Source organism: Ruegeria sp. BB7 (genome assembly GCF_056539365.1).
The window spans coordinates 473,179-486,402 of sequence record NZ_JBQFUV010000001.1 but is presented as its reverse complement, the minus strand read 5'-3'; the positions used below and the strand labels follow the sequence as shown (position 1 = coordinate 486,402).

The 13,224-nt window shown below is 57.0% G+C and carries 14 protein-coding genes; 7 read left to right on the top strand and 7 right to left on the bottom strand.

The window, feature by feature from the left end:
- The first annotated feature begins 30 nt into the window (after nt 1-30).
- Nucleotides 31-759 carry a thiamine diphosphokinase gene (locus tag ACR0D7_RS02370; protein WP_480677576.1) on the top strand — a complete coding sequence of 243 codons (729 nt, stop codon included), beginning with the start codon at nt 31-33 and terminating at the stop codon, nt 757-759.
- Here ACR0D7_RS02370 and ACR0D7_RS02365 read toward each other — a convergent pair.
- The 4 genes from ACR0D7_RS02365 to ACR0D7_RS02350 are packed head-to-tail and all read right to left on the bottom strand — an operon-like array spanning nt 704 to nt 4,166.
- Nucleotides 704-1,618, bottom strand: coding sequence for a DMT family transporter (locus tag ACR0D7_RS02365; protein ID WP_480677575.1), 915 nt, complete (start codon nt 1,616-1,618; stop codon nt 704-706). The two genes, ACR0D7_RS02370 and ACR0D7_RS02365, sit on opposite strands and share 56 nt — an antisense overlap.
- Before the next feature lie 40 nt (nt 1,619-1,658).
- A complete protein-coding gene (locus ACR0D7_RS02360; protein WP_480677574.1) occupies nt 1,659-2,069 on the bottom strand; it encodes a GFA family protein in 411 nt (136 codons plus the stop codon).
- A gap of 20 nt (nt 2,070-2,089) precedes the next feature.
- A complete protein-coding gene (locus ACR0D7_RS02355; protein ID WP_480677573.1) occupies nt 2,090-3,463 on the bottom strand; it encodes an L-serine ammonia-lyase in 1,374 nt (457 codons plus the stop codon).
- A gap of 1 nt (nt 3,464) precedes the next feature.
- On the bottom strand, nt 3,465-4,166 hold the full coding sequence (locus ACR0D7_RS02350) for a glutathione S-transferase family protein (RefSeq protein ID WP_480677572.1): 702 nt from the start codon (nt 4,164-4,166) through the stop codon (nt 3,465-3,467).
- 167 nt (nt 4,167-4,333) lie between these two features.
- Here ACR0D7_RS02350 and rpiA point away from each other — a divergent pair, with 167 nt between their 5' ends.
- The 6 genes from rpiA to ACR0D7_RS02320 all read left to right on the top strand — a co-directional run bounded on the left by rpiA (nt 4,334) and on the right by ACR0D7_RS02320 (nt 10,568).
- The gene (gene rpiA / locus ACR0D7_RS02345) at nt 4,334-5,119 is read left to right on the top strand and encodes a ribose-5-phosphate isomerase RpiA (RefSeq protein ID WP_170381555.1); all 786 of its coding nucleotides are present in this window, start codon (nt 4,334-4,336) and stop codon (nt 5,117-5,119) included.
- 172 nt (nt 5,120-5,291) lie between these two features.
- The gene (gor, locus tag ACR0D7_RS02340) at nt 5,292-6,650 is read left to right on the top strand and encodes a glutathione-disulfide reductase (protein ID WP_170381554.1); all 1,359 of its coding nucleotides are present in this window, start codon (nt 5,292-5,294) and stop codon (nt 6,648-6,650) included.
- 72 nt (nt 6,651-6,722) lie between these two features.
- Nucleotides 6,723-7,865: an FtsH protease activity modulator HflK gene (gene hflK / locus ACR0D7_RS02335; protein ID WP_480677571.1), complete on the top strand. Its 1,143-nt coding sequence runs from the start codon at nt 6,723-6,725 to the stop codon at nt 7,863-7,865.
- Complete coding sequence (hflC, locus tag ACR0D7_RS02330; RefSeq protein ID WP_480677570.1) at nt 7,865-8,752, top strand: protease modulator HflC; 888 nt, start codon at nt 7,865-7,867, stop codon at nt 8,750-8,752. Before hflK ends, hflC begins: the two co-directional genes overlap by 1 nt.
- Entirely contained in the window at nt 8,752-8,946 is a 195-nt protein-coding gene (locus ACR0D7_RS02325) for a DUF2065 domain-containing protein (protein WP_058280889.1), read from the top strand. The genes hflC and ACR0D7_RS02325 overlap by 1 nt, the downstream gene beginning before the upstream one ends.
- Before the next feature lie 185 nt (nt 8,947-9,131).
- Complete coding sequence (locus tag ACR0D7_RS02320) at nt 9,132-10,568, top strand: DegQ family serine endoprotease (RefSeq protein WP_480677999.1); 1,437 nt, start codon at nt 9,132-9,134, stop codon at nt 10,566-10,568.
- A 289-nt stretch (nt 10,569-10,857) separates the two neighbouring features.
- Here the strand turns inward: ACR0D7_RS02320 and ACR0D7_RS02315 are convergent, their stop codons facing one another.
- The 3 genes from ACR0D7_RS02315 to ACR0D7_RS02305 form a co-directional block, all read right to left on the bottom strand.
- On the bottom strand, nt 10,858-11,526 hold the full coding sequence (locus ACR0D7_RS02315) for a Crp/Fnr family transcriptional regulator (RefSeq protein ID WP_170381549.1): 669 nt from the start codon (nt 11,524-11,526) through the stop codon (nt 10,858-10,860).
- Nucleotides 11,527-11,685: 159 nt separating this feature from the next.
- Entirely contained in the window at nt 11,686-12,291 is a 606-nt protein-coding gene (locus tag ACR0D7_RS02310) for an inner membrane-spanning protein YciB (protein ID WP_170381548.1), read from the bottom strand.
- Nucleotides 12,292-12,307: 16 nt separating this feature from the next.
- Nucleotides 12,308-13,210, bottom strand: coding sequence for an EamA family transporter (locus tag ACR0D7_RS02305; RefSeq protein ID WP_170381547.1), 903 nt, complete (start codon nt 13,208-13,210; stop codon nt 12,308-12,310).
- Nucleotides 13,211-13,224 lie beyond the last annotated feature (14 nt).

Here is a 13,224-nt window from a genome sequence, read left to right as displayed (position 1 = left end):
TCTGCATCAACTTATCATTTTGTGGTCTCAATGTGTCCAAAAGCGGGAAAAATTGATCAATCGTCGAAAAGTACAGCAATTGTGCGTTCTGAAAGTCCAATCGCGTTGGTCGGCGGCGGTCGAATCGGTCCTGATGATCTAAATGTGACGCTAACCAACGTCAGCAAGGTCGTGGCCGCAGATGGTGGGGCGATTCCGCTGATGGATTCGGGGCGTATACCGGACGCCGTGATAGGGGACTTTGATTCGCTGTGTGGCAGTTATCGTGAGCGGATTCCAGAGGACCGATTGTTCCCGATCCGCGAACAGGACAGTACGGATTTTGACAAGGCACTTCGTAACGTCGAGACACCCTTGGTGCTGGGTGTTGGATTTTTGGGAGGAAGGCTGGATCATCAGCTTGCGGTGCTCAATGCATTGGTTCGATTACAAGACCGCCCCTGCCTGCTGTTGGGAGAGCGCGAAGTCGTGTTTCACGCACCGCCCAGGATAACGCTCGGGCTGACGCCCGGTGATGTGGTCTCGTTATTCCCGTTTCAGCGCGTAACGGGTCGCAGTCGAGGATTGGAATGGCCGATCGACGATCTGGTACTAGAGCCGAACGGTCGCGTTGGGACATCCAATCGTGCACTGTCGGAGGTGGAGCTTACAGTGGATGGGCCGGGCCTACTGGTGATGGTGCCGCGAGCGGCATTGGATCGGGTCATGCAGGCGTTTCTGTCGGGAAAGACCGGGCGCTGGCCCGTTCGCGAAGAATGACGTAAAGGCCCGCAGCGATGGTAATTGCGATGCCGATAGCCGCGATGCCGTCTGGCAGGTCGTGAAATATGATCCAGCCGAACAAAGTGGCCACAGGGATCTCCAAATATTGCATCGGAGCTAGTGTCGCAGAGGGGGTATAGCGCAATGACCAGGTCATAAACAGATGTGCGACAGTTCCCAGAAGCCCGATACCGATCAACAGGAAATGGCTGTCTGGATGTGGTATGACTAGCGAAGCGGCGTCCACGCCACCGAAGGTTCCAGCCAGTAGGATTGGCACTAGAAGGGTCGTGGCCATAAGACCGGAAACAGCCTGCAGAGCAATTGGATTAACCTCTTTGGCGACGCGGCGTGTCACCAGCATGAACAGCGAAAAGACCAGCGCCACGATGAGCGGCAGAAGAGCTGCGGCGCCTACCTCGGCAAAGCTGGGCTGGATAACAAGAAGGGTACCAACGAAGCCCACAATACAGGCAAGTAGGCGGCGTAATCCGACCTCTTCACCCAGTACATATTTACCCAGAAAAAGCATGATGAACGGCATCACAAAAGCAATGGCGACCGCGTCGGCAAGCGGCAGGAAAAGCAACGCGCTGAACATGGCTGAGATGCCGATGATATGAAGAACGGTGCGGATGAAAGCCAGCCTGAGAATTCGGCCCCGCATGCGCAAAGTGCGACCGCTTAGAACAACCAAAGGAACCAGTACCAGCGCCTGGACGACAAAGCGTACAAAAACAAGTGTACCTACGGGAGTTGTTTCGCCCAACAATTTGGCCGTCGCATCGCCAAGCGGTGCGATGATGCAGAAACCAAGCCTCAGGATGATGCCAAAGACCGGACGATCCCTTGTCATAGTCGCGACGCTACGGGTTTTGTTGACTGGTGGAAAGCTCCTAGGGCAGCGGCTGAACCTTGGTGTAATCCGGCCCAATGCAGGTCGGCAGGTCGTCATCCAGCCGCAGCCAGTCCAACTTTTCCTCATGTGCCACGTGCAGCGTGGGTTCCAGTTGGTTCGGGTCTTCCAGCGTTGCTACATAAAGGTGCAACACGTCCGACATAGACTGTGACCGGAACGAAATCGGCGTGCCGCAATGTGGGCAAAAGCTGCGCTCGACACCCGGGGAAGAATTGAAGATTTTCGGCGACTCGCCAGTCCATCGCCACTGCCCGTCACGCACGCCGAAATAGGTTGTCATCGGCGCAGCGCACTGCCGTCTGCAACTGTCGCAGTGGCAGGACACGCAGGACAGGACCGGTGGGTCAATCTTGTATCGGATGGTGCCGCACAGGCAATGTCCTCGCATCTCACCCCTCAATGTTTGCGTCAGCAGTTGGGTATGTTCACCGCCAATCCACCTAGCGACGTTTCCTTGTATTTCTCGTGCATATCATGCCCGGTCTGGCGCATGGTTTCGATCACGGAATCCAACGGTACAAAGTGTTTCCCATCACCACGCAATGCCAGCGAAGCTGCCGAGACCGCCTTGATTGCTGCCAAACCGTTGCGTTCGATACAGGGGACTTGCACCAACCCAGCAACCGGGTCGCAGGTCATGCCCAGATGATGCTCAAGCGCGATTTCGGCGGCGTTTTCAACCTGTTCTGGGGTGCCGCCCATCACAGCGCACAGCCCTGCGGCGGCCATAGCGGATGCACTTCCGACCTCGGCCTGACAGCCCGCTTCGGCGCCCGAGATCGAGGCGTTGTATTTGACCAGGCCACCAATGGCGGCAGCTGTCAGCAGGAAATCCTCAACATGGCTTTCCGACGCACCCGGCACATGTTCGAGGTAATAACGCAGCACAGCAGGCATCGTACCCGCCGCTCCGTTGGTTGGCGCGGTGACAACCTGACCACCGGCGGCGTTTTCCTCGTTCACTGCCATGGCATAGACGCTCATCCAGTCATTGATGGTGTGCGGCGCGTTCAGGTTCATGCCCCGCTCGGCCTGCAGTGCATCGTAGATGCCTTTGGCCCGGCGGCGGACATTCAGACCTCCGGGAAGAATGCCATCGGTCTTGAGGCCACGTTCGATGCAATTGTTCATGACCTCCCAAAGGCGCGCAGTACCCTTTGCAAAACTGTTGGCACAGCCGCGTGCGATTTCGTTTTTGCGCTTCATCTGAGCGATGCTCTTACCGCTGTCCTTGGCCATCTGCAGCATTTCGGCGGCGGATTTGAACGGGAACGGCACCGGGTCGCCCTCTTCGGTCGCCTTGCCCTCGGCCAGTTCTTCTTCGGTTAAGACAAAGCCGCCGCCGACTGAGTAAAAGACTTGCCGCAGGATCACATCGCCCTGTGCGTCGGTGGCCATCAGGATCATTCCATTGGCGTGACCGGGCAGGTTGTTTTCGTAGTCAAAGACCAGATCGGCCTTGGGATCAAACTGCAGTGACGGCAAGCCTTCGGGGGTAACGCTGTGTGTCTCGGCAATCTCGGCCAGCGCGGCCTCGGCCTTGTCGTTGTCATAAGTGTCCGGCACGAAGCCGGCTAGACCGAGGATGGTGGCACGATCCGTCGCATGTCCGACACCTGTAAAAGCCAGCGAGCCGTGCAGAGACCCGCGTAATCCGGTGAATTCGAACGGAGACGCGCGCATCATGTCCAGAAAGCGTGCGGCGGCCACCATTGGCCCCATGGTATGAGACGAAGACGGGCCGATGCCCACTTTGAACATATCGAAGACAGATAAAAACATATCAGGTAGCTGAGCCTTCTTGAGGAGTAGCATAACTAGGAGAGGTGAACGGCGTAACCCCCAACCCCTCGGCCGCGTTTGCGGCTTGCGTAGCGGGGCGGGTTTCAAGCTGCATCAGGATAGCTTGCAGGTAAGGCGTGTCCGCCAATTGAAACCAACTGCGATCTGCGCAGGCAGGATAGAGGGCCATCCAGCGCATTTGGCACGCCAGATAGTAGGTTAGAACCGAGGGGTGATCTGGACACAGCCAAATCGGTGCATTTTTCGCTTCGGCATCAAGCGCTCGCAGATGTTGTCGCAGTCGCGGGCGGATGCCGGTACGCAACGTCTCGGCCTGCGCGGCGTCAATGTATTTCTCGGCGTAGAACAAGATGCGAAGGTCCGCGTGAAGCGTGTTGGACGCAAAAAACAGCCATTTCAGGAACGCCGCCCTGTCCGGGCTGTCGGGGGCAGGGGCTAATTGCCCATGTGTATCCGCCAGCCAGAGCAAAATTGCAGCTGTTTCAAAGATCGGCCCGTTTGGCGTTTCCAACACCGGGATCAGCCCGTTCGGGTTCAGCGCCCTGTAGGCCGCACTGTCCTGTTCGTTCCGGCGGCGATCTACCAGAACGGTCTGATAGGGCAGGCCCATCTCTTCCAACACCAATCTGACGACCAGAGAGGCGTTGTCGGGGGCATAGTGAAGGCGATAGGGCGCGGTCATATCTTGTATGTATATCGTGGGGTGTCTGCGCGAAGCATCGATTGCGACGTTTCCCATCGGAAACGCGTATTTTAGGCGTATGTTTGCAGTATAAGTGACTGAATTGGCACTCGCAGTTGGCGGTCACTTTCCGTATAAGTTCCGCAGCACTACAGGGAAACGCTGCCATGACCCGAGATTTGTCACCCATCGACAAGGCAAAATACGCCGCCGCGCGCCGTGCTGCGGACATGGTTCAGGATGGGATGCGCGTCGGGCTAGGTACTGGATCGACCGCCGCCTGGATGGTGCGCCGCCTAGGTGAAAGGGTTCAGAATGAGGGTCTGCGTGTCAAAGGGGTTCCTACTTCGACCCGCACCGCACAATTGGCCCGCGAGGTCGGGATCGAGGTCGTCTCGCTGGATCAGGCTGGTTGGCTGGACCTGACTATTGATGGCGCGGACGAGTTCGACGGAGAGTTGAACCTGATCAAGGGGGGCGGGGGCGCGCATCTGCAGGAAAAGATCGTCGCCACAGCCAGTGACCAGATGATCGTCATTGCCGATGCAGGGAAAGAGGTTGAGACGCTAGGCGCGTTTCCCTTGCCCGTTGAGGTCATCCCATTCGGTTGGCAGACGACCCGCACGCTGATCGAGGAAGCACTGGACACGATGGATGTTCTGGGAACCTCGGCAATGCTGAGGATGAATGGCGAAGCGCCTTTCGTGACGGATGAGGGGAACCACATCCTCGACCTGCATCTGCAGCGCATCGGCAATGCGCGGCAACTGGCGTTGGTGCTCAATCAGGTTCCGGGTGTGGTCGAAAACGGGCTGTTCATCGATATTTGTGACAAAGTTGTGATCGGTCATGGCGATGGTCGGGTCGAAGTACGGGACATAAACGCTTCCATCACTGAACTGGACCAATTGATCGAGGGCGGTGATAACCTGTTCTCTGATTTGGCGGATTAAGGAACGACCGCGTGCCAAGTTTAACGAAAACTCTGGCAAGATATCGTGGGTTGCGCGCCCGCTTTCTGGGTTCTGGCCGCGCTTTGACAAAGAATGAATTGCAACTTTGGAACTATACCATATCTGAGGGTTGCTGAATTCCACCCCAATCAGACAAACGACGGGAAATACTATGAGCTTTGACTATGATCTGTTCGTCATCGGAGGCGGCTCGGGCGGGGTTCGCGCGGCTCGTGTGGCGGCTGGTGAGAACGGTGCCAAGGTGGCGCTGGCCGAAGAGGATCGCTATGGCGGAACCTGCGTCATTCGAGGATGCGTGCCGAAAAAGCTGATGGTCTTTGCCAGTGAGTTCTCGGGCATGGTCGGGGACGCGCAGGCTTACGGATGGGACATTCAGCCCGGTGCTTTGAACTGGAACACGTTCCATGGAAAGCTGGTGGCAGAATTGGACCGGTTGGAAGGTATTTATCGCAATATCCTCAAGAACAACGGCGTCGAAAGCTTTGATCAGCGCGCCACTGTTGTTGATGCTCACACAGTTGAGCTGGCTGACGGCACCCGTAAGACGGCCAAACACATCTTGATCGCCACCGGCGGCCGCCCGGTTGTGCCCGAGTTTCCGGGTTCGGACCTAGCGATTACCTCGAACGAGATTTTCCATCTCGACAAACTGCCCGAAAGCATCTTGATCGTCGGCGGCGGCTATATCGCCAGCGAATTTGCGGGGATCATGAACGGAATGGGCGTAAAGACCACCCAGTTCTATCGCGGTGCGCAAATCCTGCGCGGTTTCGACGAAGAGGCGCGTGGCTTGATCAGCGAAGAGATGTGCCAGAACGGCATCGATCTGCATCTGGGCACCAATGTGCTTGAAATGAAAAAGCAAGGTGACAAGATCTGGGTAAAGGCCACCAACGGGTCCGAGCAACTGTTCGATGTGGTCATGTATGCCACCGGCCGTGCGCCCAACGCCGACAATCTGGGGCTTGAGGCCGTAGGCGTCGAACGCGGCCGCAAGGGTGAGATCATCGTGGATGAGTACAGCCAGACCGGCGTGCCCTCGATCTTTGCCATTGGTGACGTGACTGACCGTGTAAACCTGACCCCGGTTGCGATCCGCGAGGGGATGGCTTTTGTCGAAACCGTCTTCAAGGGTAATCCGACCCCGGTAGATCATGAATTGATCCCGACTGCGATCTTTACCCAGCCGGAATTCGGCACGGTTGGTCTCAGCGAAGAAGAAGCTGCGGCGCAGGAACCGATCGAGGTATACGCCACTTCGTTCAAGCCTATGCAAAAGGCATTTGCAGGTGGAACGCAGCGTGTGTTGATGAAGTTGATTGTCAGCCAGGCCACTCGTAAGGTGCTGGGTTGTCATATCGTGGCACCTGGCGCGGGTGAGATGATCCAGTTGGCAGGAATCGCCGTTAAGATGGGCGCGACCAAGGAAGATTTTGACCGAACGGTTGCGGTTCACCCAGTTATGGCCGAGGAACTGGTGACAATGCGGCAACCTGTGCGCACTGCTTGATTTGCAACCGCGCGCACACAAGTTACAAGGGAACCCGTGATCACACGGTCCAACACGAAGGAATAGATACATATGGCGGGCAACAGCGGTGGCCCCTGGGGGGGCGGAGGCTCTTCCGGTGGCGGAGGAAATCGGGGTAACAACGGGGACGGGCGCAAGCCTCCCGAAGGCGAAAGCCCGCAGATCCCCGAGATCGACGAGCTGATGAAGAAAGGCCAGGAACAACTGCGCGTCCTGATGGGCGGTCGTGGCGGTGGTGGCCGTGGCGGCGGTCAGGGCGCAGGCGGCGGTGGCCCCATCTTTACCAAAGGCACAGTGCTAATCGGCGTGGTCGTTGCCGCTGTACTTTGGGGTGCGGCCAGCTTTTACACCGTAAAGCCCGAAGAACAGTCGGTTGAACTGTTTCTTGGTGAGTTTTCGGCCGTTGGAAATCCAGGTTTGAACTTTGCACCATGGCCTTTTGTGACCGCGGAGGTCATCCCGGTTACTCGCGAACAAACTGAGGATATGGGCGGCGCACGTGGTAGCGACGATGGCTTGATGCTGACCGGCGACGAGAACGTGGTCGATATCGACTACCAAGTCGTTTGGAACATCAGCGATCCGGCCAAGTTCCTGTTTAACCTGCGTGATCCACGCCAGACAATCCGTGCTGTGTCGGAATCAGCGATGCGTGAAATCATTGCGCAAAGCGAACTGGCACCGATCCTGAACCGAGATCGCGGAATTATCGCGGATCGTCTGCAGGAACTGATCCAGTCCACAATGGATAGCTACGATTCCGGAATTAATATCGTGCGCGTGAACTTCGACAAGGCCGACCCGCCGCAGGACGTGATTGCCGCGTTCCGCGACGTTCAAGCCGCCGCGCAGGAGCGGGACCGCCTGCAAAACGTGGCCGACGCCTATGCCAACCGTGTGCTGGCGGAAGCGCGTGGTGAAGCCGCGCAGGTACTGGAAGAAGCCGAAGCCTATCGCGCGCAGCAGATCAACAGCGCACAGGGTGAAGCCAGCCGTTTCAGCGCGGTTCTGGAGGAATATACCAAAGCGCCTGACGTGACCCGAAAACGTCTCTATCTGGAACGGATGGAACAGGTTCTGGGTGATGTGGACAAGATCATTTTGGACGAAAACTCGACCGGTCAGGGGCAGGGCGTCGTGCCATATCTGCCGCTGAACGAGCTGCGCCGCAATCAGAGCGGGGAGAGCAACTAATGCGTAAATCACCCATTCTTCTCATTGTCGTCGTGATTCTCGGCGTTGTTGGCCTGTCGTCGATCTTCATCGTCGATGAACGGGAGCGCGCGCTGGTTCTGCAATTTGGTCGTGTGGTAGCGGTCAAGGAAGAGCCCGGTCTGGCGTTCAAAATCCCGCTAATTCAGGAAGTTGTCCGCTATGACGACCGTATCCTCTCCATCGACGTTCAACCGCTCGAGGTGACACCTCTGGATGACCGTCGTCTGGTTGTAGACGCCTTCGCGCGCTACCGGATTTCGGATCTTAATCGTTTCCGTCAGGCCGTTGGTGTAGGTGGTATCCCAGTTGCCGAAGATCGACTGGATCGCATCCTGCGCGCCGAAACCCGCGAAGTTCTGGGTTCGGTGTCGTCTCGCGACATCCTGAGTTCTGACCGCGCCGCGCTGATGCTGCGGATCCGCAACAGCGCGATTGCCGAAGCACAGGCGCTGGGCGTCAACGTGATCGACGTGCGGCTGAAGGCGACTGATCTGCCGCAGGCCAACCTCGAAGCTACATTCGACCGGATGAAAGCCGAGCGGGAACGTGAAGCGACAGACGAACGCGCCCGTGGTAATGAGGCCGCGCAGCGTGTTCGTGCGCAGGCCGACCGGACTGTTGTTGAACTGGTATCCGACGCCAATCGTGAGGCGGAGATTATCCGAGGTGAGGCTGACGCCGAACGCAACGCGATCTTTGCCGAAGCCTATGGTGCGGATCCGGAGTTCTTTGAATTCTACCGTTCACTCACCGCGTATGAGAATGCCCTTCAGGGTAGTAACAGCTCGCTGGTGCTGAGTCCGGATTCTGATTTCTTCAACTACCTTGGATCTCCAACAGGACGGCGTGCGCCGGTTGCTGAGTAATGGGTATGATCCTTCTGGCCCTTGGGCTGGTATTGATTGTCGAGGGGCTGGCCTATGCGCTGGCCCCTTCGCTTATTGAACGTATGCTCGAGGCGCTGCGAACCTTGCCCGAACAGGCGCGGAGACTGGCGGGCCTGCTGTGCGTGGTCAGCGGTCTAGTGCTGCTGTGGGGTGCCTATCAGGTCGGGTTTTAGGGAAGTGATTTCAATTGCCAGTGAATTCCCCGCGATCCCGAGTTGCGGGCTTGAACAAACTGACTACATTGGTTGCTAAGAATGGTCGCTAAGGGGCGACCGCACGATAATTGTCGACAAGGAGTTCCCAAGTGCAGGCTCAAGCACACAGTATTTCTGTCCCGCGGGATGATGGTGTTGGTTTCATGCGGCTGGTGTGGCTGGCCTTTGCGGGGATGCTACTTGTGCTGGCTCAGACCGTCGCCGCGCAGGCGCGGGGCGAAAGTCTGGCACCGCTGGCCGAGAAGATTAGCCCGGCCGTGGTTAACATCACGACCTCTACGCTGGTCGAAGGGCAAACCGGTCCGCAGGGGATTGTACCCGAAGGCTCGCCTTTCGAGGATTTCTTTCGTGAGTTTCAGGACCGCAACGGTGATGATAACAACCGCCCACGCCGCAGCAATGCGCTGGGATCCGGCTTTGTGATTTCTGAGGATGGCTATATCGTCACCAACAATCATGTCATCGCGGAAGCAGATGAAATCCTTGTAGAATTCTTCCCCGGTGACGGTCAGCCCAAGAAAGAGCTGCCAGCCAAGGTGATTGGTACGGATGAGAAAACCGACATTGCACTGCTTAAGGTCGAGGCAACTGGTCCGCTGAAATATGTGCAATTCGGTGATAGCGACATTGCGCGCGTGGGCGATTGGGTTATCGCCATGGGCAACCCGTTGGGTCAGGGCTTCTCGGTCTCGGCTGGTATCGTTTCAGCGCGGAACCGGGCTCTGAGCGGGTCTTACGACGACTACATTCAGACGGATGCGGCGATCAACCGGGGGAACTCGGGCGGGCCGCTGTTCAATATGGATGGCGAGGTGATTGGTGTGAACACGGCGATCTTGTCGCCCAATGGTGGCTCAATCGGAATCGGGTTCTCGATGGCATCGAATGTCGTGGTCAAGGTTGTCGACCAACTGCGCGAGTTTGGGGAAACCCGCCGCGGCTGGCTGGGCGTGCGCATTCAGGACGTAACGGAAGACATGGCCGAGGCGATGGGGCTGGACAAGCCCGGCGGTGCGCTGATCAGTGATGTGCCTGACGGACCCGCCAAGGATGCTGGTCTGCTGGCCGGAGACGTGATCCTGAGCTTTGACGGGGTGGAGGTCGAAGACACGCGCGGTCTGGTGCGTCAGGTCGGTGAAACCACTGTAGGCAAATCTGTTCGCGTAGTAGTGCAGCGCGATGGTGGCACCCAGACCATACTGGTAACGCTGGGCCGTCGAGAGGATGCAGAGCGTGACGAAGATGGTGAAGAAGAGACCTCTGAAGCTCCGACCGAGGAGAATGCGGATATTCTGGGTCTGACTATTTCGCCCCTGACTGACACATTGCGGTCGGATCTCGGTTTGGATGCCGACGCCGAAGGTTTGGTTGTGACCGAAGTTGACGAAGGGTCCGAGGCCTTCTCCAAAGGCTTGCGCGCCGGTGATCTGATCACCGAGGCGGGTCAGCAAAAGGTAAGCTCGATTGATGACCTCGAAGCACGTATGGAGGAAGCACGCGAAGCGGGGCGCAAATCTCTGTTGCTGCTGGTGCGTCGTGGTGGCGAACCTCGGTTTGTGGCGCTGAGCATTGACGGGTAATCGTTTCTCATAGCGCGACAAAGGCCGGGGGTCACCCGGCCTTTTTTACGTCAGTTCAATGCGCCATCTGTCACAGGCTCTGATGGCACCAGATTGCCGAGAAACTGATTCTGGGAACCTCAATCTGCCGGGCGCAAAATAAACGAGCCATACACCCGGGTAGGTGTATGGCTCTGATACAGGGAGAGGTCAGTGGACAGATATCGGGGATGATTCTCTGACCTCCTACGGTAACATTTCTGAAAATAGTCTTAATGTGACCCTTGGTCTGTGAAGCAGGTCACAGGGATTATATAAGGTCCGACTCAGCGAGCGCCCTGAGCGCCTCGAAATCCTGAATCATTATTCCACCGCGAGAGGCCTCGACAACATTGTCTCGCTTCCAGGTGGAAATGGTCTTGGACACCGCTTCGCGGGTGGCGCCGACGAATTCTGCCAACTCGCTTTGCGACAGGGTGATCCGGGTAGAGGGGTCGTCCTGAAGTTCCGACAGATGCAACAGTTTACGCGCCAGTCGGATCGGCATCGGCAGAAAGACCTGTTCGTTCAGTTGCGATCCCATCCACCGCATGCGCAAACCTGCTAGGCGGATCAGGTCGACGGCCAAATCGGGATGTTCGCGGATCTGCTCCATTACGTCGCCTTGGCGTACTCGTAAAACGCGGGACGGTTCGGCCGCTGCGATGGTGGCGGTGCGGGGGCCGCTGTCAAACAGGGCAATCTCGCCAAAGATCTCTCCGGGGCGCATCAGGGTCAGTGAAAGTTTTCGGCCGCTCATGGCTAGAAAGGAAACCTCAAGCGTGCCTTCAAGGATGGCAAACAGAGCGTCACCTTTGTCGCCTTGTTCAAACAGAACGTCCCCCCGGTCCAGAGAAATTTCAGTCGCCTGGGCGGAAAGCATAGCCTTCAACCTGTCGGACGCCTCGGACAGAAAGCCGCTGTCTGGGAAAGCCGTCATGCGTTTCGAATTCTCCGGCTGTGAGTGGTGGATGGTGACACAACTTTTCACAGCTTCGGCATTTAGCCAAGTTTTTTGTCCGCTTTTCCGCACAATCTGGCCGGGAACAGACTCAAATCCTTTTAAACTCTCAGGGTGAATGCCTTAAACGCGGTTTTCTTACTGACTGTCCGGATCGTCCATGTAGTTCTGCAGAAGACTGAACTGCAGCATCAGAAACGCCATCAGAGCAATGGGGAAAGCGAAGGTTTCGATTTTCACCCACATGTCGGTCGACATTGTGCGCCAGACGAATTCATTGGCAATGGCCAAAACCGCGAAACACGCGCACAAGCGCCGCGTCAGGATCATCCAGCCTTCGTGGCGCATGGGCAGCATCTCATCCAGGACATAGGCAAGGTAGGATTTGCCTTGCAAAAGGCCAATGCCCAGCATGATCGAGAAGAAGCCGTAGACCAGTGTGGTTTTCATCTTGAAGAACCGCTCGTCATTAAACCAAGCGGTCAGACCGCCAAAGAAAATGACCATGATTGCGGTGAAAATCTGTATCCGGCTGAGCTTGCCTGTCAGATACCAGAGGATGCCCATTGCAGCGAGCATCAAAGGTACGAAGATTATGGTGGCAACGATAAAGCCGGAATATTCGATGCCGCCGATCAGGAAACTGTCATCTCGCAGGCGCAGATAGATAAAAAAGAAGGCCAGCGGGGGGCCAAGCTCCAGAACCTGTTTCAGAATTGGGTTGATCTCTTTTTTGCCGGTCATCGGTTCTTCCTGCTGCTTACCCGCCCATTTCAACTATTACGGCGCCGAGTGCAATCAATGCCATCAATGCGATCCGCCTTGGCCCCACGGTTTCCTTCAATACCAACCATCCGATCAGAGCTGCAAAGACGGTTGACGTTTCCCGCAGAACGGCGGCCTCACCCACTTTGTCGAGCCTTGTTGCCAGCATGATGGCTCCGAAAGACATGGGGGCGATAATCCCGCCTGCAAGACCGCGCAGCATCAAAGGTCCGATAGCAGGGCGGTTGATCATCGCGCGCCATCTGAGGAAGGCGTAGAAAGGCATGGTGGCACCATCGATCATGAAGAACCAAGCCAGAAAGGTGAACGGATCGGCGGTGGCACGAATGCCATAAGCATCATAGGTCGTGTAGAGAGCAACAAACAGGCCTGTGCAGACGGCCAGAATAAGCGCAATGCCCAGCGTCTCGCGGTTGGTTTCCAGAAAATGGAAGTTATAGGCGGCCAGCCCGAAGATACCGGCCAGTAAGACGGCTACGCCGAACCATTGCATGCCGGTGAAGGTTTCCCCGAACAGGAGATAGGCTCCTATGACGGTGAATAACGGGCCAGTGCCCCGGACCACGGGGTAGACAACGGTATAAGAGCCTTTGGTGTAGGCCATTGCCTGTAGTGTTTTGTAGGCGATGTGGATCAGCCATACGACGGCGAAGATCGGCCACATATAGGGTTCCGGCCAAGGCACCACGAAAAAGGCAAACGGGGCGGCCATCAGGCAGTAGCAGGCGTCGATTGCCCCGCGCGACAACCACGGGTCGTGGCGGCCCTTTTGCAACGCCCCGAAAACCGCGTGCAGAAAGGCGGCCATCAGGGCCAACCCCAGGGCAAGCTGATGGCCTGCTTCCGTGCCTTCGAGTGAGATCAGCCAGTCGCTCAAGTGTCAGATCTTTG

Coding starts and splice junctions, on each gene's coding strand:
- ACR0D7_RS02310 (WP_170381548.1), bottom strand. CDS start 12,291: ATGACCGGCAAAAAAGAGATCAACCCAATTCTGAAACAGGTTCTGGAG.
- ACR0D7_RS02360 (WP_480677574.1), bottom strand. CDS start 2,069: ATGCGAGGACATTGCCTGTGCGGCACCATCCGATACAAGATTGACCCA.
- rpiA (WP_170381555.1), top strand. CDS start 4,334: ATGACCCGAGATTTGTCACCCATCGACAAGGCAAAATACGCCGCCGCG.
- hflC (WP_480677570.1), top strand. CDS start 7,865: ATGCGTAAATCACCCATTCTTCTCATTGTCGTCGTGATTCTCGGCGTT.
- ACR0D7_RS02315 (WP_170381549.1), bottom strand. CDS start 11,526: ATGACGGCTTTCCCAGACAGCGGCTTTCTGTCCGAGGCGTCCGACAGG.
- ACR0D7_RS02365 (WP_480677575.1), bottom strand. CDS start 1,618: ATGACAAGGGATCGTCCGGTCTTTGGCATCATCCTGAGGCTTGGTTTC.
- hflK (WP_480677571.1), top strand. CDS start 6,723: ATGGCGGGCAACAGCGGTGGCCCCTGGGGGGGCGGAGGCTCTTCCGGT.
- ACR0D7_RS02370 (WP_480677576.1), top strand. CDS start 31: ATGTGTCCAAAAGCGGGAAAAATTGATCAATCGTCGAAAAGTACAGCA.
- gor (WP_170381554.1), top strand. CDS start 5,292: ATGAGCTTTGACTATGATCTGTTCGTCATCGGAGGCGGCTCGGGCGGG.
- ACR0D7_RS02350 (WP_480677572.1), bottom strand. CDS start 4,166: ATGACCGCGCCCTATCGCCTTCACTATGCCCCCGACAACGCCTCTCTG.
- ACR0D7_RS02320 (WP_480677999.1), top strand. CDS start 9,132: ATGCGGCTGGTGTGGCTGGCCTTTGCGGGGATGCTACTTGTGCTGGCT.
- ACR0D7_RS02355 (WP_480677573.1), bottom strand. CDS start 3,463: ATGTTTTTATCTGTCTTCGATATGTTCAAAGTGGGCATCGGCCCGTCT.
- ACR0D7_RS02325 (WP_058280889.1), top strand. CDS start 8,752: ATGGGTATGATCCTTCTGGCCCTTGGGCTGGTATTGATTGTCGAGGGG.